The sequence below is a fragment of the Paenibacillus psychroresistens genome (assembly GCF_009728935.1).
Lineage (GTDB): Bacteria > Bacillota > Bacilli > Paenibacillales > NBRC-103111 > Paenibacillus_AC > Paenibacillus_AC psychroresistens.
In genome coordinates, this window is sequence record NZ_CP034235.1 from 6,333,877 (window position 1) to 6,355,363 (window position 21,487).

At 42.4% G+C, this 21,487-nt stretch carries 19 protein-coding genes; 10 read left to right on the forward strand and 9 right to left on the reverse strand.

Features of this window, described 5'->3' with window-relative positions; genetic code table 11:
- Positions 1–59: 59 nt before the first annotated feature.
- Both EHS13_RS28715 and EHS13_RS28720 read left to right on the forward strand, forming a co-directional pair.
- A complete protein-coding gene (locus tag EHS13_RS28715; protein WP_452446440.1) occupies positions 60–1,586 on the forward strand; it encodes an MDR family MFS transporter in 1,527 nt (508 codons plus the stop codon).
- 22 nt (positions 1,587–1,608) lie between these two features.
- Positions 1,609–2,109, forward strand: coding sequence for a DinB family protein (locus EHS13_RS28720; protein ID WP_155703666.1), 501 nt, complete (start codon positions 1,609–1,611; stop codon positions 2,107–2,109).
- On the opposite strand, the gene EHS13_RS28725 is transcribed toward EHS13_RS28720, so the two are convergent.
- Positions 2,106–2,939, reverse strand: coding sequence for an AraC family transcriptional regulator (locus tag EHS13_RS28725; protein ID WP_155703667.1), 834 nt, complete (start codon positions 2,937–2,939; stop codon positions 2,106–2,108). The two genes, EHS13_RS28720 and EHS13_RS28725, sit on opposite strands and share 4 nt — an antisense overlap.
- 135 nt (positions 2,940–3,074) lie before the next feature.
- On the opposite strand from EHS13_RS28725, the gene EHS13_RS28730 reads away from it, so the two are divergent.
- Both EHS13_RS28730 and EHS13_RS28735 read left to right on the forward strand, forming a co-directional pair.
- Positions 3,075–4,073, forward strand: coding sequence for a Gfo/Idh/MocA family protein (locus EHS13_RS28730; RefSeq protein ID WP_155703668.1), 999 nt, complete (start codon positions 3,075–3,077; stop codon positions 4,071–4,073).
- Between the two features lie 15 nt (positions 4,074–4,088).
- Positions 4,089–5,021 (forward strand): aldo/keto reductase, encoded by a 933-nt coding sequence (locus EHS13_RS28735; RefSeq protein WP_155703669.1) that lies wholly within the window; start codon positions 4,089–4,091, stop codon positions 5,019–5,021.
- 600 nt (positions 5,022–5,621) lie between these two features.
- Here EHS13_RS28735 and EHS13_RS28745 read toward each other — a convergent pair.
- Positions 5,622–6,650 carry a Gfo/Idh/MocA family protein gene (locus EHS13_RS28745; RefSeq protein WP_155703671.1) on the reverse strand — a complete coding sequence of 343 codons (1,029 nt, stop codon included), beginning with the start codon at positions 6,648–6,650 and terminating at the stop codon, positions 5,622–5,624.
- 217 nt (positions 6,651–6,867) lie between these two features.
- Between EHS13_RS28745 and EHS13_RS28750 the strand changes: the two genes are divergently transcribed.
- The 3 genes from EHS13_RS28750 to nagA are packed head-to-tail and all read left to right on the forward strand — an operon-like array spanning position 6,868 to position 9,624.
- A complete protein-coding gene (locus EHS13_RS28750; protein WP_155703672.1) occupies positions 6,868–7,719 on the forward strand; it encodes a MurR/RpiR family transcriptional regulator in 852 nt (283 codons plus the stop codon).
- Positions 7,720–7,726: 7 nt separating this feature from the next.
- A complete protein-coding gene (nagB, locus tag EHS13_RS28755; RefSeq protein ID WP_155703673.1) occupies positions 7,727–8,455 on the forward strand; it encodes a glucosamine-6-phosphate deaminase in 729 nt (242 codons plus the stop codon).
- The gene (gene nagA, locus EHS13_RS28760; protein ID WP_155703674.1) at positions 8,452–9,624 is read left to right on the forward strand and encodes an N-acetylglucosamine-6-phosphate deacetylase; all 1,173 of its coding nucleotides are present in this window, start codon (positions 8,452–8,454) and stop codon (positions 9,622–9,624) included. Before nagB ends, nagA begins: the two co-directional genes overlap by 4 nt.
- A 110-nt stretch (positions 9,625–9,734) precedes the next feature.
- On the opposite strand, the gene bioC is transcribed toward nagA, so the two are convergent.
- The 7 genes from bioC to EHS13_RS28795 form a co-directional block, all read right to left on the reverse strand.
- Positions 9,735–10,589, reverse strand: coding sequence for a malonyl-ACP O-methyltransferase BioC (bioC, locus tag EHS13_RS28765; RefSeq protein ID WP_162463303.1), 855 nt, complete (start codon positions 10,587–10,589; stop codon positions 9,735–9,737).
- Complete coding sequence (locus EHS13_RS28770) at positions 10,561–11,325, reverse strand: alpha/beta fold hydrolase (RefSeq protein WP_155703676.1); 765 nt, start codon at positions 11,323–11,325, stop codon at positions 10,561–10,563. The genes bioC and EHS13_RS28770 overlap by 29 nt, the downstream gene beginning before the upstream one ends.
- A 24-nt stretch (positions 11,326–11,349) precedes the next feature.
- Complete coding sequence (gene bioF / locus EHS13_RS28775) at positions 11,350–12,546, reverse strand: 8-amino-7-oxononanoate synthase (RefSeq protein WP_155703677.1); 1,197 nt, start codon at positions 12,544–12,546, stop codon at positions 11,350–11,352.
- Positions 12,547–12,573: 27 nt separating this feature from the next.
- A complete protein-coding gene (gene bioB / locus EHS13_RS28780; protein ID WP_155703678.1) occupies positions 12,574–13,566 on the reverse strand; it encodes a biotin synthase BioB in 993 nt (330 codons plus the stop codon).
- Positions 13,563–14,387, reverse strand: a complete 825-nt coding sequence (gene bioD / locus EHS13_RS28785) for a dethiobiotin synthase (protein ID WP_155703679.1) — start codon at positions 14,385–14,387, stop codon at positions 13,563–13,565. The genes bioB and bioD overlap by 4 nt, the downstream gene beginning before the upstream one ends.
- A gap of 252 nt (positions 14,388–14,639) precedes the next feature.
- Positions 14,640–17,045, reverse strand: a complete 2,406-nt coding sequence (locus EHS13_RS28790; protein ID WP_155703680.1) for a transglutaminase domain-containing protein — start codon at positions 17,043–17,045, stop codon at positions 14,640–14,642.
- Positions 17,046–17,295: 250 nt separating this feature from the next.
- Positions 17,296–19,836, reverse strand: a complete 2,541-nt coding sequence (locus EHS13_RS28795) for a DUF2339 domain-containing protein (RefSeq protein ID WP_155703681.1) — start codon at positions 19,834–19,836, stop codon at positions 17,296–17,298.
- A gap of 206 nt (positions 19,837–20,042) precedes the next feature.
- Between EHS13_RS28795 and EHS13_RS28800 the strand changes: the two genes are divergently transcribed.
- Genes EHS13_RS28800 through lepB form a run of 3 tightly spaced genes read left to right on the forward strand, consistent with a single transcriptional unit; the run spans position 20,043 to position 21,485 of the window.
- Positions 20,043–20,606, forward strand: coding sequence for an RNA polymerase sigma factor (locus EHS13_RS28800; RefSeq protein ID WP_155703682.1), 564 nt, complete (start codon positions 20,043–20,045; stop codon positions 20,604–20,606).
- Positions 20,587–20,889 (forward strand): hypothetical protein, encoded by a 303-nt coding sequence (locus tag EHS13_RS28805; protein WP_155703683.1) that lies wholly within the window; start codon positions 20,587–20,589, stop codon positions 20,887–20,889. The genes EHS13_RS28800 and EHS13_RS28805 overlap by 20 nt, the downstream gene beginning before the upstream one ends.
- A 47-nt stretch (positions 20,890–20,936) precedes the next feature.
- On the forward strand, positions 20,937–21,485 hold the full coding sequence (lepB, locus tag EHS13_RS28810) for a signal peptidase I (RefSeq protein ID WP_155703684.1): 549 nt from the start codon (positions 20,937–20,939) through the stop codon (positions 21,483–21,485).
- Positions 21,486–21,487 lie beyond the last annotated feature (2 nt).

A 21,487-nucleotide genomic window follows, 5' to 3' on the forward strand; every position in this document is an offset into this window, starting at 1 on the left:
AACATGAATCGAACATGTAAATGAAGGGGAGAATGAGGTTGGCTATTAAGAAAAGCAATATGAACATTGTAATTGTAGGGCTACTGTTAGGAATCTTTATTGCAGCAATTGATAACACGATTGTCGCAACTGCCATGGGAACGATTGTTGGGGATTTGGGAGGCTTGGACAAGTTTGTCTGGGTAACCTCAGCTTATATGGTTGCTGAGATGGCTGGGATGCCGATTTTTGGCAAGCTCTCAGATATGTTTGGCCGTAAACGATTCTTTGTATTTGGGATATTGACGTTTCTACTTGGTTCGGTGCTTTGCGGGACAGCCCATAGCATCGTTGAGCTGAGCATCTATCGGGCGATTCAAGGCATTGGTGGCGGAGCATTAGTTCCTATCGCATTCAGTATTTTGTTTGATATAATCCCTATGGAAAAACGCGGCAAAATGAGTGGAATATTCGGAGCTGTTTTTGGACTCTCCAGCATATTCGGACCGTTGTTAGGTGCTTATATTACAGATTACATAAGCTGGCATTGGATATTCTACATTAACCTTCCACTAGGATTATTGGCTTTTGTGCTTGTTGCTTTCTTTTACAAAGAATCCTTGCAGCACGCTAAACAAAAAATTGATTGGTGGGGATCGCTCACACTAGTCAGCTCGATTGTTGCTCTCATGTTCGCCATTGAGCTTGGCGGTAATAAATATGCGTGGGATTCTTTCACTATACTCGGGCTTTTCGCTGCTTTCTTCGTGTTATTAATTACCTTCCTGATTATAGAAACCAAGGTTGAGGAGCCTATAATCTCATTCAATATGTTTAAATATCGTTTATTCGCGGGAAGCACGTTAGTCGCCTTATTCTCAGGGGCTGCATTTGTTGTCGCTGTGGTTTTTATCCCTCTATATATTCAAGGTGTATTCGGAGGTACCGCTACTAATTCCGGACTAGTCCTGCTGCCAATGATGGTTAGCTCCGTTATAACCGCAATGATTGGCGGGATGATCATGAATAAATTCAGCTATCGCAATATCATGTTAACTTCTTTAATCCTACTTGTACTCGGCATCATTTTACTGACTACTCTAACTCCAACCACATCTCGTTTTGTGGTGACGATTTATATGATTATTACTGGGCTTGGAATTGGAGCTTCCTTCTCCGTGCTGAGCAATGCCGTTATCCATCATTTTGATACCGTTCAACGCGGTTCGGCGAATGCAACCTTTGCTTTTGTTCGCTCACTTGGCATGACGATTGGGATTACTATTTTTGGGATTATTCAACGAAATATATTTACAAGTCAAATGAGTGAAGCTTTTGCAGGGCAAGGAAATACTCCAGAAAGTATCGGTGACCCTCGCGAATTACTCTCACAAGCAGGCAGAGCCCAAATCCCAGCTTCCACACTGGATAAAATCACCGCTGCATTGTCCTCATCCATTGCTCAAACCTTTGCATGGGCAATTATTCCAGCAGGGTTAGGCTTTCTATTCGTCTTATACATGAGCAATGAACGTCTACTTACAGCAAGTCATGATTCACAAGCAGCAAATAAAGATCTTAAGAATACTGCCCTTATCCAAGGGTAAAAAAACAGGAGGTTTTCTAATTATGTTTATGACAATCAACGATTTTGTTTCAAGCTGGACCCAAGAATCAACTGGTACACAGCGAGTACTCAACACATTAACAGATGCATCGCTGCTGCAGCAAATCGCACCTAATCACCGCAAGCTCGGTCAATTAGCATGGCACATAACCACTACTGTTCACGAGATGATGTCTCGTACTGGACTTGAATTTCCTGAACCAGCAGGCGGTGAGCTTGCACCTGATTCAGCCGCCTTAATTGCAGCCGAATATAACAGAGCTAGCCAAGGCTTGATCCTAGCTATTCAATCTCAATGGACGGATGCTAGTTTGCTGCAAAAGACTAATATGTATGGTGAAGATTGGCTCAACGGCTTAACGCTGCGGATTCTCTGTTCTCATGAAATCCATCATCGCGGCCAGATAACTGTAGTCATGCGCCAAGCCGGATTACGTGTGCCAGAATTATATGGACCTGCTCGCGAGGATTGGATCGAACTTGGCATGGAGCCGCATATTTAATTTTCAATAAACAATTTACGATATTCGTTAGGTCTCATGCCTTCATGCTTCAGAAACTGCTCGTTGAAATAACTGGCACTTATGTAGCCCGCTTGAAGGGCAATGTCTTTAATGTTTAAATCCGTTTGCTCTATTAATAGCTGTTTAGCCACTTGCATTCGACACAATGTAATAAATGAAACAGGAGTCATTGAGGTTGATTTGCGAAAAAGCTTACAGAAATAATGAGTACCTACCCCCACCTGCTCAGCCCATTCCTCCAAAAGGAAGGGCTCGCAGGCTTTTTGTCGCATCAAAGGCAGCAGGTTCATGATTCGGTCCGTTGACTCAATGCCACGGTTAGCGGTGTGGGGAATCGCATAACTCATGAACTCTGCGAGGATGGCATAAGTCTGCGCTGAAAGCTTAGCTGGATGTAAAATCCCATAGGTCTCTGCTGAGACTAATAACTCTTTATAGGCAACCTCTAGCTCGCTCCATCTGTGAAGTGTCCAAATATTATGAAAAAAGCCTTGCTCAAACAGAAACTCCTTCAGCTTAGCCCCATAGAAATGGACCCATCTTATTTCCCAAGGATCGTCCTTACTGCTGTAGTAATGTTGTTTTTGCAGAGGTGTATAAAGAAATGCATCCCCCTTATGCAAAGTATGTACTATACCATCTCGTTCAACGAAACCTTTACCGGATACAATAAAATGAAGGCTGTAGGAATTATAGCCATTTGGCCGTTCTACATAATGCTGCGGCAATTCATAATAATACCCAACTGATTCTGGAAAAATAAAAAACGTAGACTTTTGCAATGTAGGAAGCATGCTTTGCCGTTGCATTTGGATTCGTCGCTCCTTAAAGATTGTAATAACAATATTGTTTTATAATCCACAAAATAATGTTATATATATTTTAATTTATCAGTATTACAATTACAATATAACGTTAATATAAAAGAAACAGGATGTGATCTCATGCATAAAGATAAGCTTAGATGGGGGATTCTTGGATGTGCTGGCATTGCCATTCGCTCTGCTATTCCGGGCATACAACAATCCAAGACTGGAATTGTTACAGCAATTGCAAGCCGCAGCTTAGAAAAAGCACAGAAAGCAGCAGAAGCTTGTGGAATACCAACTGTCTACGGAAGCTATGAAGAGTTATTGGCTGATAAGAATATTGATGCCGTCTACATCCCGCTCCCAAATCATCTCCACAAGGAATGGACTATCCGGGCTGCGGAAGCCGGCAAGCATGTGCTCTGCGAGAAGCCTTGCGCATTGAATGCGGAAGAAGCAGAGTCTATGGTCACAGCATGTGCCAAAGCTGGCGTTCAATTCTCCGAAGCTTTTATGTATAGACACCACCCTCGCTACGATCGAATAAAAGCCATTATTAAATCCGGTGAAATCGGTGAGATTCGCGGTATCCATGGTGCTTTCACCTTCAATAATGCAAAAGATGCTAAGAACGTTCGTTATCAACGCTCTATGGGAGGAGGCTCTCTCTATGATGTTGGGTGCTATCCAATCAGTGCAGCGCGTTACCTGCTTGATGAAGAACCACAAGCGGCTACGGTGCATGCTTTCTTCTCACCAGAGCATGATGATGTCGATATGATGGCCTCTGGTCTAATCGAGTTTTCTGGTGGCGTGGCTCTTTCGTTTGACTGTGGCATGTGGGCTGATTTTCGCAATCCGCTTGAGGTCTTGGGAACAATCGGACGCATTGAAGTTCCATCCGCTTATGTTACATCAGGAAACCGTGGGGGTTTCGTCGTAATAACCCCAGAAGGACGTCGTGAAGAAGAAGTGCCTGACTTAGATCAGTATGCACTACAAGCCGATGATCTTGCTTATGCCGCTTGGGGACAAAAACCAATGCGTTTCGCAGCAGAGGACGCTCATCTTAATATGAAGGTTCTTGATGCTTGTTTACAATCTGCACGAGAACGCAATCGTATAATTATATAGGAGGCAATGTACCTGATGAAAACTATTACAATTCAAGGCTTGGCAGCCCCTGTATCACAGCTGATCATGGGAACTGATTTTTTTAGATTGAATAACCCGGATGAAGTCAGCGATATCATGGACAAGTATTTAGCTATTGGCGGAAACACATTGGATACTGGCTTTATTTATTGTGGCGGCGAGAGTGAGCAAGCAATTGGGAAATGGCTAGATGAGAATAATAAACATGGTGAAATCAATGTCCTTACCAAAGGTGCGCATCATGATGCTAACGGTCCTCGTGTGAATGCAACGGCTATTCGGAGTGATTTAATGATAAGTCTGGAAAGACTGCATACGGATTACGTAGCTTTATATGCGCTGCACCGCGATGATCCGGAAGTGCCTGTAGGTCCTATACTCGAAGCTTTAAATGAACATATTGAAGCGGGGCGAATTGGTGCCATTGGCGCTTCGAACTGGTCGCACGAACGGCTGCAAGCTGCTGCGGAATATGCGTCGCAGCATGGAATTATCGGCTTCAGCTTCAGCAGCCCTAACCTTAGCTTGGCTAAGGCTAACGAACCTTTTTGGATGAACTGTGTTTCGATTGATGCCGAGGGTTTGAAGTGGTATGAAGAACACCAGCTGCCCCTGCTTTCATGGTCTGCACAAGCAAGAGGCTTCTTCAGCGGCCGCTTTACCCCGGAGAATCGCGATAATGCTGATCTAGTCCGTGTTTTCTATAGCGATGAAAACTGGGAACGTCTACGCAGAGCGGAAGAGCTCGCGAAGAAAAAAGGCTTGAGTGCCATCCAGATCGCATTGGCATATGTGCTGAATCAACCTTTTCCAACATGCGCTCTCATAGGTCCACGCAGTGAGGAAGAGATGCGCTCTTGCCAGCAGGGGGCAGAGCTTGAGCTAACTGCGACGGAAATGGCTTGGCTGGATTTGTCAGAGAAGTGAAGGGCAATAAATATTGTAGAAGCTGAAGACTATGACTAGTTTTCGGCTTCTTTTTTTCGTCGAGTTCCTTTCGGATCTTGTAACGCCAGTTTCTGGCGCTACAGCTCTCGTCGAGCTCATAAGTAAAGAACAAACTCATCCTGCGGGCTCGCTTCAACCTCAACCTAACAATATTAAATATCTCTACAGCCGATTACTTTAACTAAACTAGCTCTGTAGCGATATTTTTTATAGCTACAGCATGGTACTCAACCAATTCCCATCTCCAACTTCCACCCTAACAATATTAAATATCTCTACAGCCGATTACTTTAACTAAACTAGCTTTGTAGCGATATTTTTTATAGCTACAGCACGGTACTCAACCAAATTCCATCTCTAACTTCCACCTTAATTATAATTCTGAGATATCTTGAGATACTGGAGGTGATTTCACTTTCGTATATTCCCTCACAGCTATCTACTGAAATGAAGCTTACATAATTTTCTATGATACATGTATAAACGGTTATGCGCATTTACGTCGGAGCGTTAGTCGGAATCCTAAGATCATTAAAAAGACCGTTAAGCCACTTAGCTCAACGGTCTAATTTTATTTCCCTACAAATAAATTCGTTTATTTTCTTTACCCGATTTATATATCGATGCGATCATCTTCTGTGTTTTGAAAGCTTCTTTACCATCAATCGCTGGTGTAACACCATCCGTGACGTTTTGATAAAATTCTTTTATTTGCTTAACATGGCTTACACCCCAATAGGATTTCACACCGTCTCCGAAATCGACGGATTCATTAGGATCGGAATCGCGAGTTACGCTAAAGCCATCATTGTAGGTAATTGTAGCTTTATCTCCGACCATTTTGGCGATAGCATGCTCACAGTGCAATTCAATTTCTACAGGAGCATCGTAGCTATAATAGTTGATGGCATAGAATCCGGTAAACACACCGTTCTTATATTTAATCACGCCTTCTGCGCTATCCTCGACTTGAATAATTTCATGGGCACGATTACCGATCTGCGCTTCCACATATTCAATATCTTGTCCCATAAACCAGCGAATTAAATCCATTGTGTGAATTGCTTGGTCGATCAGAACGCCGCCACCCTCCATATCCCAGGTGCCCTTCCAATCGCTTTTGCTGTAGTATTCATCCGTCCGCTTCCAAGTAACCGAGCATTTGCCGCCGAGAATGTGACCCAGTTCAAATTTATCCAAAGCTTCTTTAATAAGAAGTGAGCCAGGATTGTATCTGTTCTGAAAAATAACCCCAAAGGTAACTTTATTCTTCTCACACGCCTCAATCATTTGCTCTGCTTCTTCTATGCTAATACTCATCGGTTTCTCCGTCATTACATGCTTGCCTGCATTAGCTGCATATATGACCATTGGTGCATGAAGATAATGAGGAGTACAGATATGTACAACATCAAGATCTGCTTTATCGATCATTTCTTGATAATCTGTATACGCGGCACAATGATAGACATCCGCCCATCTACGTACGCGATCTTCCTTGATGTCACAAATAGCGACAACTTCTGCCAACCCGCTTTGCTGAATCGATACTGCATGCATGGGGAAAATATTACCGCAACCGATAATCCCCACTCTGAACTTTGCCATCAGATTTCACTCCTTGAATATCATCATTTGTAAACAACTTTTTCTAGTATACCACTACCTTATCAATATAAAAATTGTGATTTCACGCCATAAACCTATGATTTTCTGCATTGACCAACTTACGCAAATACGATATGATATTTACGAAAATAATTTTCATATTTATTTAAATATATCAGTAATTAATTTTCATGTAATTTACAGTTGGAGGTGAATCATGTCGAATATTATTCAAGCTATCGCGGATAGACATTCCCAGCTCCACGCTAAAGAACAGGCACTTGCGCAGTATATTATGGATCATGCTTTACAGGTCATTACCATGGGAATAGCCGATCTTTCTTTAGCTTCAAGCGCAAGCACAGCTACCATATCACGATTCTGCAAAACGTTTCATTTTAAGGGATATACGGATTTCAAGGTTAAACTAGCTACTGAGCTGGCGGGACAGCCACAAAGTCAATCCTATCAAGATATTGTTGCTGGGAACTCCCTCCACAAAATTATCGGTGCCATGGAAGCTAATCACCTTCGGTCGATTACGGATACAACTCGTATGCTTGATGTTAAGGAATTGCAGCGAGCATTAGATGCTTTTAGTGAAGCCAATCGGATTGAGCTTTATGGAGTTGCTACCTCAGGTGTTGTCGCTCAGGATTTTGCCCAAAAGCTTGTTAGAATTGGGATTCATGCATCTGCAAGCTCAGATCCTCATATGCAAATTACATCAGCCTCCAACCTTCAGCCCCAAGATGTTGCTTTCGCCATTTCCTATTCGGGTGAAACTTTAGAAACGATTGCATCCTTGCAAGCTGCCAGAGAACGTGGAGCAACCACAATCAGTTTAACTAAATACGGTACAAACACTTTATCTAAACAAGCTGACATTAAATTGTTCACCTCCACTCTCGAAGCAGGCATTCGTCGCGGGGATATGGCATCCCGTATTGCCCAGCTGCATGTTATCGATATTTTGTTCACTGCGCTGCTCAGTTCAAATTTCTCGCAATATATTCCACAGCTTGAGCTCTCTTATCAAATGGTTCAAAAATATCGTAAAAAGAGGTAGAAACAACATGGACATTCGATTTTTCCCTAACAATGAACTACTTAATACAGCTGCTGCCGGACTGATCGCACATTTGCTGCAAGCCAAACCTAATGCTGTGCTTGGGTTAGCAACTGGCGGAACACCTGTAGGCATCTATGAAGCGCTGATTAAGCTATATGAGCAGCAGCATATCCATTTTCGTGAAGCGATTAGCTTTAATTTGGATGAGTATGTTGGCTTGCCCGAAACCCATGATCAAAGCTATCATGCCTATATGCAGCAGCATCTATTCTCTCAGATAGACATGCCTGAAACGAGTATCCATATCCCTAATGGCAATGCAGCTGATCTGCAAGCGGAGTGCTCTCGATATGACTCACTTCTGGATAAGGTAAAGCAAATTGATTTGCAAATTTTGGGTCTAGGCCATAATGGGCATATTGGTTTCAATGAGCCGGATGCCGGATTAGTTGGCGGAACTCATATTGTTGAGCTCAAAGAAGAGACTAGACTTGCTAATGCGCGGTATTTTGACAGTCTCGATCAAGTTCCCACACATGCGATAACTATGGGAATTGGCACCATTCTTAAAGCTAAAACTATTCTCCTAGTAGTCCGCGGCGCGGATAAAGCCAAAATCGTTCACGATGCGCTCACAGGCCCGATAACTACCGAAAATCCAGCATCATTGCTGCAAACTCATCCTAATTTAGTCGTTATGTTAGACGCAGAAGCGGGGGTATTGTTCTCATGAAATCACCAGAAGCTTGGATAATCAAGAATGGAAGAATAGTCGTTCAAGACGGATCTATTATCGAAAATGGAGCTCTGCTAGTCAATGATGGCAAAATGGCTTGGGTAGGTACGGAAGCTGAGCTCAAGCAATTTACGGATGTTGATAAAATTATTGACGCTCAAGGCAGCTGGGTACTGCCAGGATTTATTGATGTACATGTGCATGGCGGATTCGGAGCCGATTTCATGGATGCCACTCGCGAGTCATTAGAAACAATCACAGGCTTTCACAGTAAAAATGGCACAACAGCGATGTTAGCAACTACTATGACGGCACCTCACGAAGGAATCTCAGCCGTGCTCTCCGTAGTGGATGATTATATGCAAGGAAATATGCCTTACGCACAATTGCTTGGGGTCCATTTAGAAGGTCCTTTCATCAGCCCCAAATTTCCCGGTGCACAGAATCCAGCCTTTATCGTTCTGCCACAAATCAAATGGCTTGAAGATTGGATCGAACAGCATCCCGACGTTATCCGTTTACTGACGCTTGCGCCAGAACGGGAAGGAGCTTTGCCGCTGATTAGCTGGCTTAAATCCCAAGGTATTACTGTAGCTTGCGGACATACAGACGCTTCTTATGATCAAATTGAAGCAGCAGTTGAACACGGTCTACAGCATGCAGTTCATACCTTCAACGCTATGCGTGTGTTGCATCATCGCGAGCCTGGTACGGTTGGAGCTGTATTATCGGATGATCGGATTTATGCCGAAGTCATTGCTGATGGACATCATGTACATCCCGCTTGTATTCAGCTTTTGAGCAAAGCAAAACCGCAAGATAGATTGCTGCTAGTTACAGATGCTATGAGTGCTACAGGATTAGCTGAAGGGCTTTTTGAGCTTGGCGGATTGAAAGTGGTGGTCAAAGGCGGCGTCGCCCGTCTACTCGAAGGCGATAGCTTAGCAGGAAGTACACTAACAATGATTGATGCATTTAGGTTTTGCGTTGAGAAAGTCGGGTTGTCGATACCTCAAGTAAGTCAAATGGCCAGCGGTAATCCCGCTGCTACCTTAGGCTTCAGCGATCAAATGGGAAGTATTGCCGTTGGCAAGCAAGCCGATTTATTATTAGTTTCAGCTGATTTACAGCTGCAAAATGTATGGATCAAGGGTAGAGCTCTTTAGTCGCTTCTGAGGCAAAGGGATACCATTCAAATAAAGTCTAAAACTAACCTAAAGCCCAAGTTCAGAACTCTGATTATAATCAGGGTTCTTTTTTTATATAAAAAACATCGCTATAATTCGTTGATAAATAGTCCAAACGCTAAATCATAGGTAGCCTTGATCCCATTTATTGAGGAATAATGCTGCGAATAGTAAGCTTCCATTTGTTTAAAAAGCTGACGAAGCTGAAGGGCCTGCCCTGAGGATTGAGTTGCATTTCCTGCCCCCACCCGCTTAATACTTGTCAGAAAATCGCGTACATTCGGATGAAACACCGTTTGTTCTTCTTGCTGCCAATTGAAAGTGGATGAACTTAAAGAGATATTACTAAATAATGAACTCCAAAATTCTTCGGTGTGAAAAGCCTGTCCATGTGAAGTAGGTTTGAGATTCAGTAAAGATTCGGCCGCTCGAAAAGAATCGTGCAGCTCATAAAAAGTACGAGATCCAAACGTCGAAAAAGCAAATAAGCCATTTGGAGATTGCATTTTAGCTAACAAGCTTTTTATGGTTTCTGCAGGCTGTTGAAACCATTGAAAGGTCGCATTGGAAATAATTAAATCATAATCCCCGTGCAGCAAATCTGTTGAAACAAGCTCCTCCGCATCTGCAGCGATAAACCTTATTTTACTTACTTGCTCTCCAAGCTTCAGCTTAGTTTGCTTAATCATTTCAGGCGAGATATCCACCGCAGTGATAAGGGCCGAACCCCATTGCTGCTGAAGCATCTCCGTTAAAAGCCCTGTTCCGCAGCCGATTTCTAGAATTCGCTGGAATTGCTTTTGCGGAGCGGATTGTTGAATCAGCTTCATCAATTGATTTGCCATTTTCCTCTGGACTACAGCATAAAGATCATATTCAGCGGCATGTCGATCAAAATGCTGGCGAACCAGCTTTTTATTGAGCATCATCGGGTCTGTTTGCATGTAGAAAGCTCCTAACTTGATCATAAAATAGTTCGGGTTTAGTCAAAAATGGAATGTGCCCTGTTTCGGGGAATACGAATACTTCTGCACGGTTTAGATCAGGCATTCCTCCAGCTGGGCAAATCGGGTCATCGGCACCGTGAAGCCATAGTAATTGAGGGCGCTGTACATAGGGTACCTCCCAATGAACGGAAAGGTCAGTGTCCCGCAAATAAACAAGCCCAGCATCCAGTCCAGCAGGCGTGAAATCTGTAGCTTGAGCAAAGGCAGCAATTGTTTCGGACAGCTTAGTGAATTCAGCACTCTCCTGATCTGACTCACTGAACATCGAGCTCGCGAATTGCAGCAAGGTTTCTTGAGGATTTAACTGCAATTGTTTGCGCATCCGCTCGATTACCCGTTCTGGCCAGCCTAGCTGTCGATTTGAATTAGTAAATCGCAATGTCCCTGCGACAATAATTATCGAATGAATCGAGTAAGCCTTGGGATTATCAAATCTGTTCATCCATTGCTCAAGAGCAAGCATTGCACCTAATGACCAGCCTACCAAAGTCCATTGCTTATTCTCACCAGCACTTAGTAATTTATCGCTTAGTGCAACATGAAATGAATCAATAGTATCGCAGCCCGCATAACTAAAAAAATGATGATTTACCTCTGGCAACCAAGATGAGACATCCCCCCATATCTGAGATGACATCCCCCAACCATGAATCCAGAGAATATTAGTTTCCATAATATAGCCTACTTCTGTACTGAATTAGATGATGCCTAGCTCAGCCCCAGCTTTCTTAATATGATCTACAGCCAACTGCAGCTGTGTATGGGTGATTGAGGCAGTGAGTGAAAAACGAATTCGTGCCGAGCCCTCAGGGACCGTTGGCGGTCGAATGGCGACTGCTGCTACACCCAGCTGTTGAAGACGTTGGCTTAAAGCTACCGTTATCTCGTTGGCACCAACAATCAGCGGAACGATTTGGCACTCGCTCTCGCCAATATTGAAGCCCGCTAATTTAAGTTGCTCACGAAACCAAGCTGCTTGGCTAATTAATGTATGGCGGCGCCAGCTATCTCGCTGAGCTTGCAGCCAGTTATCATGTATCGCCAATACAATCAACGGAGGCAATGCCGTGGTATAAATAAAGCTGCGTGCTTTATTAATTAAGTATTTGCGCAAGACCTCATCGCCAGCAATATAAGCCCCGTAACAACCATACGCTTTACTAAAAGTACCCATTTGAATATCAACCTGACTCGTCAATCCAAGCTCGTGCGTCAAGCCTTCGCCATTCGTTCCATAAACCCCGCCACTATGGGCTTCATCCACCATTAGCATGGCACCGTAACGTTCTTTTAACGTTACTAAATCCTTTAGCGGGGCAAGACTTCCATCCATACTGAAAATCGTATCAGTAACGATCAGCTTTCGCTTGGCTGGATTAACCTGCTTAAGCTGCTGCTCCAGCTGATCGAGATCACGATGGCGATAACGGATATGTTCCGCTCTACTAAGATTTATCCCATCCACTATGCTCGCATGATTCAAACGATCGCTAAAAACAACATCATGCCGTCCCACTAAAGCTGGGATCACTCCGCTGTTCGCCATAAACCCGCTGCCAAACAATAGACAGCTTTCCGTTCCTTTAAATGCAGCAAAAACCTGCTCAAACTCCATAAATGCTGGATCACTACCCACAACTAGCCGGGAGCTGGTTGAGCCTAAGCCTACCTGTGTCCCCCAAGCTTTCGCTTGTTCTGTGAGGCGTTTAAGGGTTTCTTCGGACAGCTGTAAATCTAGACCCAGATAATGATTGGAAGCCAAATTGATTAATTTCTGTGTTTGATTACTCAAGAAGCCATCGACTAAACTAGACGCTGATGTTAAGCTGCGGAGCTGCGACTTATCTTCTAACTGTCGTAACTCCGCATCCATCCATTGAAGCATACTGCTCATGATTCTAGTCTCCTCATACTCTGCGGACTACAAGGCACAAAGCTCAATTTCAAAGCCCATATCCTCGATCATTTTGTGATCCTGCGAGGCTTCTTGGCCTTCTGTTGTTAAATAGTCGCCTACGAATAAGGAGTTAGCCGCATACAAACACAGCACCTGCATCGAGCGTAGATTAACTTCACGTCCACCCGAAGCGCGTATTTCCTTAGTTGGGTTAATAAAGCGCATTAATGCCAGCACCTTTAAGCACTTGCGTGGATTAAGCTCCTTGTTATTCTCAAGCGGGGTGCCTTTAATTGAATTTAAAAAGTTAACAGGGATCGAGTCCGCATCAAGCTCTCGCAGTGCATAAGCAATCTCGACAATTTCTTGATTGGTTTCACCCATGCCAACGATACAGCCTGAGCAAGGCGACATGCCTGATGCTTTAGCCTTCTCCACCGTGGCAACACGATCATCGTAAGTATGGGTAGTCGTAATTTTATTAAAATTGCTGGCGCTTGTATTTAAATTATGATTGTAGCGGTCAACCCCCGCTTCTTTCAGCCTGACTGCCTGCTCATCTGATAAAATCCCTAGACACGCACAAATCTTCATCGGCATGGTTGATTTAATTTCTTTCACAGCGGCAATCACTTGATCGACTTCTTTGCCCGTTGGTCCGCGACCGCTGGCAACAATACAGTATGTACCAACCTTCAATTCCATCGCCTTACGAGCTCCTGCGACTAGGGTATCTTTTTCTAGCAATGGGTACTTAGAAACTGGAGCCGTGGAAACGATGGACTGTGAGCAATAGCCGCAATCCTCTGGACATAAGCCGCTTTTGGCATTGATAATTAGATTGAGCTTCACCTTTTTGCCAAAATAATGCTTTCTTACCTTGAACGCAGCACTCATGATATCCAGTAGCTCATCATCGTCCGCCTCCAGCACGGCCACTCCTTCTTCTATCGTCAATAGCTCACCGCGAATGGCTTTATCTGCCAGCTCATTCCAATTGCTTATCATGGTTATCATTGCCGTTGCCTCCTATTTTTTAAATCATAAAATACATTTAAATGCACAGAGCTTTCGATTTCCGCTGTCCACTGCTCCCGCCAGGCTGCCCAACCAGCTGCATCTGCGTGCTCATCCTCCGCCATCCATGGCAGAATACCGAGCACTGGAACATCGCCAAACTGTTCGATCATTTGGGCATTGTCTTTGGCCATTTGAACAGCCTCGGGCAGGCGGGAGAGTTCAAAGCTGCCGCTTTGGCTGTCATTCAAGATGACACCTAGCACTTCGAGGCCGGCTTGCCGCGCATAAGCGACTGTGAGCAGCGTATGATTCACGGTGCCAAGCCCCGTTCGCGCGATGATCAACAACGGCAGCGATAGCTCCGCTGCCAGATCGGCCATCCGCTTGCCTTCGGCCAGCGGGACGAGCAGCCCGCCTGCGCCTTCGACCAGCAGGCAGCCCGACTGCTGCAGCCTGCGCTTGCCGTCCGCGACCAGGTCGCGGAACTGCAGCGGCGCTCCTGCTGCGCGGGCGGCAAGCCATGGCGCCACAGGCGCCGCAAATGTATGCGAGGCGATATCCGCCTCTCGCATAGCAAGCCCGCTGCCGTGCAGCAGCCGGTAGCTGTCCGCCGTTGGCAGGCCGAGCGCTGCGCCGGATTGCACCGGCTTCCATAGCCGCACATAAGCTTCGCTATGTGCGGCTTCACCTTGAGCTGCTTCGCGCTGCGCAGCTCCCTGCTCACCAAGCCTTTGCAGCAAAGCTGCCAGCCCTGCTGTTACCTGCGTTTTGCCCACACCTGTATCTGTTCCAGTGATAAAGATACCTTCTCTAAGCATATAGTTCTCCTATGATTTCAAGCCAGTTCTCCACAAGTTAAATGTCAACCAATTAAATTATATGTGGTTAACATATGGGTTAGAACGATTGTACTACATCTCCTGCGGAGCGGCAAGCTTTTTGCTTTGCAGCGTTGATAGCTCTTATTAATTAATCTGTTTCTTCCTCTTCATACAACTACCCGCCTTATATTTTTATGCAAAAGAAAAAAGTGGGATAAGTTCCCACTTTCAATTTAATAAATATTTTTATTATTCCAGTATAACCATTAGAATTCTAAACGCCATTCCATACCTAACGTTTCCGGTTACACTTGAAGCGTCCAAAGTTGCATTCAACTGGTCATAAACTTCTTTTTGTGTCATAGAAGGATCTACCTTAATGTTGAAATTCACATGGTTTGTTATGGCTGAATCTAAAGCTGTTTGCAATTCAGATACTGATTCCGCGTGCAATAAATTCTTATAATAATAATCTTGTTTATCATCGAGGCTAGCATATCCAGCTATGTTCTGATCAATTTCAAATTCTTTATCAAAAGTATAGTTGGAAACCATAAACTTGTCGCTTGTGTTATAAACAGCATAGGGAATTCCTACGTCATTATTAGTAGGATCAACGTGATACCATTTACCATCGATTTTAATCATGTTCCAAGCATGTGGTGTCCCATCGAGTTTACCGGACATAACAACTGTTTGTAATCCAGCTTCGTCAGCTAACATTTTAAATGTTTCTGCATAACTTTGACACACACCTAAGCCTTTTACAAGAATCCCATAGACGCTAAAGGCTGATGAATATTGAGCCGCTATATCTGACATATCAGTACCGCTATTGTAAGCCGCTAGTACTTCATCCTGATAGGCGCCATGATCAATAATCCAATCATGAATTGCTTTCTCTTTATCCAAATATGCCATTCCCGGTGTTATAATCTCCGCAACAATTTGCTTAACTTTTGCTTTAATTTCCGTTTGTTGTCTAGTCATTTCATCTTTTGTCATGGAGTAGTCAACTAACAATGACATAGTTTTATAGTCATATGAAAATTGTTTTTCACCAACGATTAACGGATATTGAGTTATAATCTTATACACGTAATCATACAATGCTGTTGAATCCCCTGCGGCCGGATATTTACTTAAATCAATTTTTTCGTTGCCTGCTGTTAAGCCTTTAATAATAGCAGTACCCAATCCATCAACTGGTTCCACTACCGGAGCTGTGACTACGTTAGTAATATCAGAAGTTCCTGAAGAAGGTGTGGCTGTTGGAACTGGTTTTACTGTCGGTTTCACTGTTGGTGTTGCAGTAGGTACAGGCGTTGGTGTTGCAGTAGGTACTACAGTTGGTACTGGAGTTGGAGTTTCTGTATTCGTTGGGTTAATTGTTTCAACTGGAGTTGTAGTTGGTATTGGTGTTGGTATTGGTGTTGGTGTTGGTGTTGGTGTTGGTGTTGGTGTTGGTGTTGGTGTCGGTGTCGGTGTCGGAGTTGCAGTTGGTGTTGATATGAAACCTCCGTCAACATTAATACTATCCGTAATATCAATTGAAGGAACATTTTTGGCTGGTGACACCACTGCTCCACTATTAAAAGCATCTATTTCTTCTTGAGTTGGAGCTTTTGACAGGAGAACAGTTACTTGTAAAGTTGTTCCCTGCAACCTTCCAATGTATCTAACACTGTAGTCGGAGTCGGATACATTTGTTTTAAAATCCCAAATCACTGGTACAATTTTAGCTACATATGTGCTGCTTCCAGTGGGACTTTCATCGGCAGAAATATATTTGTGCGTGTCTACTGACAGTGTTCTGGGTAGATCAAATAAAGAGTCAATGGAATCACTATCGCTGTACGAAGCTTTTTCACCGTAAGATAGTGAGTGCAGTGCTGACGATTCATAATCATCCATATTAGCAATATTACTTATGTTAGACTCTTTCCCATTAACTATTGCACTTACTGTATATTCGCCACCACTATGAATTTTACTGTTCATTGAATATATCTTCTCATTTGTAGTATCATTCAGTAGATATGTTGGCTCAGTGACAGTTGCTTCTAGCTCTAGCTTAAATCTGCTGCCACTATAAACTTTGTAGCTAGTTGCTCCAGGGATTTTGTTCCAATTCAAGGAATACTCTCCGTCGCTATTTGATACGGTTTTAATAATTGGTTTTTCAACTGGCGATCCAATTGTAAACATCATACGTTTTGGAACTTTTAAATTTTTGACAGATTTTGCTTTAACATCTTGATAAATGATCAGATAGTATCTATCTAAACCTCCCCAAGATCTGCCACCTGTATCATCAATACCTTTTCTCGGGTAAACTCCCCACCCTGTTTTATCAGGCTTGATTGTGATAGTTTTTGTTTTCTTATTGTAACTAATATCAGCCAACAAAGGATCGTCACCATTGCGATCAGTAGTAACTTCGAACTGATCTTTAATAAAGACATCAAAAGCATCGTTTGCTAGTGCTAATTTAATGCTAAACGACTTTGATTTATCCACATTATACATCGGGGCAATATCTTGGAAAACTGTTGTAGGAGTGTGGTTTGGTGGTAATATATTCTTTGCAAAAACACTGGTTGAACTCATAACTAACATTAAAACAATTAAAATTGAGCTGACTACTTTCTTCATCTTCTGCACCTCTAAGTTTTTGTATGTGTCTATGAACCTACTATTCTACTAAACATTTTTACCTTCAATTCTTTGTCATTCTTGTCATGACGGGTTTTACCTACTACCCTATCACTTCCCCTCAGCACTGGATAATCATCACTACTACCACTATAATATTCACTCACTAGGGCTCCTACACATATTATCACTCATAAATATAGCAATTCTACCATAATATAGTATTATTCGAACACCCCTAATTTTAAAGCTACTTCTTTGCCCCCAACGGCAGCTCCTCGAGCTTATTAGACACCCTTTGGTATATAAACGAAATCCCGAGTAGAGCAACTCCGAAACAAAAGTAAGCCAATATTTTACTGCCCTCTGCCAAATACGCTAAGTCTATAAGAAACAATTTACCTGTTGAGAGCAATGTCAGAGCTAATCCTAGACGACGAATGTACACATATCTCTTGCGGAAGCCATACAGAATATAACTGATAGCCAAACCTAGATAAACAATGCTGGAGATAAATCCTACATCCCCTAGCTGAAGCTGTACATTTAGAAAAGCAGCGGATATGCCCAATAAATAGATCGCAAGAATGAATGGATAGAGCTCAATGTTCTTGTATTGTTGGCGAATAAAAGCAATTAACAGCCCACGTCCACTGAAAAAAACAATCCCATTAAAAGCAATCAAAATACCTAAAGCCAAGTACTCCATATAAGAATTTTGAGCCATATCATCGTTTAAAAGCGGCATCTTCACAGTGACATAAAGTCCAATTAAACACCCGACAGAATATAGAAAAAGCGCATAATATTTGACGATTCTGTCATACAGCAGCATCGCTTTAGTTAAAGCATAAGCCAGACCAATGCTAATAAAAGCCAACACCATAACCTCATAGAAATGATATAACTCATATTGCTGCGGAATAAATTGATGATAAAAATGCATGCTCTCGTAAATTAGATAGATCCATAAATTCGCCAATGTAAAATATTTAAAGGTAGTCAGCTTTTCACTAAAGTTACGGAAAACACCTGAATGAGCTCCAAGCTTCTTTTGACTTAGCAAGTAGTAAATCATGACTAACAGCAGCCCTAGCATAATGCTTGTATATTTTAAATTAAAAAAATCGGTTGGATTCCAGTCCCCAGTAACAATCGCGAGTACCTCTATATAGAAAGCTCCCAAACAAAGGAGGAATACCATCCACCCTGACTTTTCAAGCGACTTAATTCGTACAGAGTGTCCAAAAGCCATGAGGATTAACGCTTCAATCAACCAGCCTAGGGATAACCAATGTACTCCAAATTGAAACGGAATTATTAATATGGCAAAGGTTAACGAAGTACCGTAGAACAGTAACAAGGTTTGTTTTTCATGCTTCATGATCCTCACCATAAAGCGAGCTAGGAGCAGATAAATTAAACTAAAAGCAAGCGCCAGCAAGCCTCTATATTCAGTTAACTCCAGCTCATCAAACAAATAATAAAGCACAATACAGCTCACCGTTGTATTAATCGCCAGCAAAGCCACATCCAGCTTACTTAAGCTCACTTTATGTTTAAAAGAATACCCGAGCGTAATGCCTAAGTAGATGATAAAGGTTACAGCCGCATACCCCATATTAACGGTATCACTGGATGACAATAGGATCAGTACAATCATCGAAGGAATGTTTAGTAAAAAGCTAATATAATGTACAACATTCCACTTCTTACGGAAAGAAACGATAAGAATTGATAAAGTCAGCAGCACTAGATAACCCATTGCCGCATAAACCGCTGCTCCTTGCAGATCAAAAGCGATGATATAAGAATATAGCGGGAAGTAGCCGCCAACTAACCCAAACGAACATACCGTTCGTGAATCATAGCGCAGAGAAAGCACAATAGCTAAGAGTGTAACGAGGACAGATAAGAGTAAGGCTGCTGGCATCTCAATGATCTCTAATAAGAAATAGCTGAAAAAGATCGAGCCATATAAGATGGCAATTCCACCTCCAATTACCCCTAAAGCGAAGGTTTGTTTATTCTTACGATATAGATATTCGCCACCTGCCAGCATTAAACCGCCAAGTACAAAAAACATAATACCTTTGAAATAATCGTTAAGAAAATGGGAGTAAGAATGTTTAAAGGCAGCGCCAACACCAAAAATAATTAACAAAATCCCTAGCTTGTTGATCCAATTTAGCCCTATTTTCATTTCAAGCTGATTTTGTTTGGCACGCTTCTGGATAACCTCTTCCGTTATCTCTTCTTTGGACAACTGGTCGTAGCCTTCAGAAACTCCATGCAGCATATCCTTTTCTTTGAGGTCCAAAAGCTCTATATGGAGAATAACCTTAGCATTTAGCTCTGCGGATATTTGCTCCAGCTTCGCCAGGATCTCCTGCTTTTCTTCCTGTAGGTTCTTGGTTGTTCGCGCTACTAAGCGATCTACTTCTTGACGGGACTCCTGTTCAAGTGCATAAAGCTTATTATAGGCAGGTTGTGTAGCGCTTCTAAAATAGGTATTCAGCTTTTCCTGAGATACCTTAAGAATATTAAGCTTCTCATCGACTATCTGATCTTTAATTGCCGATCTTAGATGAGCATTCTCAGCTTCAATTTCCTTTTGCTTCTGCTTTAATTCACCTACTCGTAATTTATATTCTTCGTAATCTCGACGCAGCGTTTGATTCTCCTGAATCAAATCATGGGATTCGTATTCGTTTAACACCGCCTCGTATTCTTTAGCAAGATTATCTTGAACCGTTTTCATGTGCTGCAGTCGCTTCTTAAAATCATTCATACTTAGACCTCCAGATGGAACATGTTATAATTCTTCTTATTAGACATGTTACAGATGTGAGTCAAAGTTTATAAGAATTAACTTTTTCTAGTACCTAGTTTTCTATAGGATCATTTTCAATAAAGCCTGTCATTTAAATCGTTTTGGCGATTTCATACGTTAATACTTATAGAAGACATTATAAAGCGAGGAATTGTGGTGAGAATATGCCATCGGACGAAGAACTAATCAAGGAAATACATCAAGGCAGCCAAGCGGCTATGGAGGTGCTAGTCCGTCGTCATTATAAAATGATTTTCGCTTATTTATATCGGAGAACAGCTGATTATCATATATCATTGGATCTCACTCAAGAAACTTTGATTAGAATGATGAAGTCGCTCTCGATATATAAGGAACAGGGCAAGTTCGCACATTGGCTGCTCACCTTGGCAGTAAATATATGTCGAGATTATTACCGAAGTCGGCAATATAAAGAATCTCTAACGACACCCTTGCAAAATTCGATGCCCTTTGAGCCGTATAGTAATGTGGAGGATTTATTGAATCAACAAGAAGTGCGCATTCACATCCAAAGCGCATTACAAGAGCTATCTGATTCTCAACGAGAAGCCATTGTACTGAAGTATTATCATGAAATGAAGGTGTCTGAGATTGCACAGACAACGAGCAGCCAAGAATCGGCTGTAAAATCGCGGTTGTTTCAAGGAATCGCTAAGCTTAAACGAATCCTAGGGAGGATGGTAGCTGATGAAGAGAATCAAGGTTAAGACTAATTTTCACCAGGCAACGAATGAAGATTCTCAAATTGCCGATGATTTAGCAGAAATCCAGCTATATCTGGAACATTATTCCGTAAAGTATCCCAATGAAAGCACCATTGACAGGTCTATTGAACAATTGCGAGTTTATGTCCCTCACAAGAAGCGGCTTCTTCAGCAACTATTTTCGAATTTAGGTGGAGCTATTTATCATGTGCTTCCAGTTCACCAATTTGCTAGCTTTAGTCTATTTCTTTTGGGTTCTTTACTTTTGCCCAGTAAGCTATATTAAATTACTTATTTAGCTTATATGATACTCAAACTATTTGGAGGTCAACCATGAAAACACTTTATGAAATTTGGAGCTGGTTTCGTTCCCTAGGAATCGCCTTTATCGTTGCTTTCTGTATCAGTTTATTCGTATTCCAGCCTTTTAAGGTAAGTGGCCATTCCATGGATCCAAGTCTTCATGATAAACAGTATCTGATAGTTAATAAATTCCCTCATACCTTTTCATATCTGCCTAATTACTCCGATATAGTGGTTATTGACAGTCGCATAGATCGCAAGCGAACCTTCAAGGATGATCTAATGGAGTTCCCCTTATTGCAATTCCTCACCTCGGGCTCTGATCCAATTTTTTATGTAAAAAGAGTAATAGGCAAACCAGGAGATTCGCTTAAATTTAAGGATAATCAGGTATATCGGAATGGGGTTGCTCTAGATGAGGCCTATATTAAAGAAGCGATGAAATACAGTTCTGATCAGAAAGTTGTTGTTCCAGATAAGCATATTTATGTTATGGGTGATAATCGTAATAATAGCAAAGACAGTAGAAGCATTGGCTTTATTCCTCTAGATCATGTCATGGGTAAGAAATTCCCTTAAAA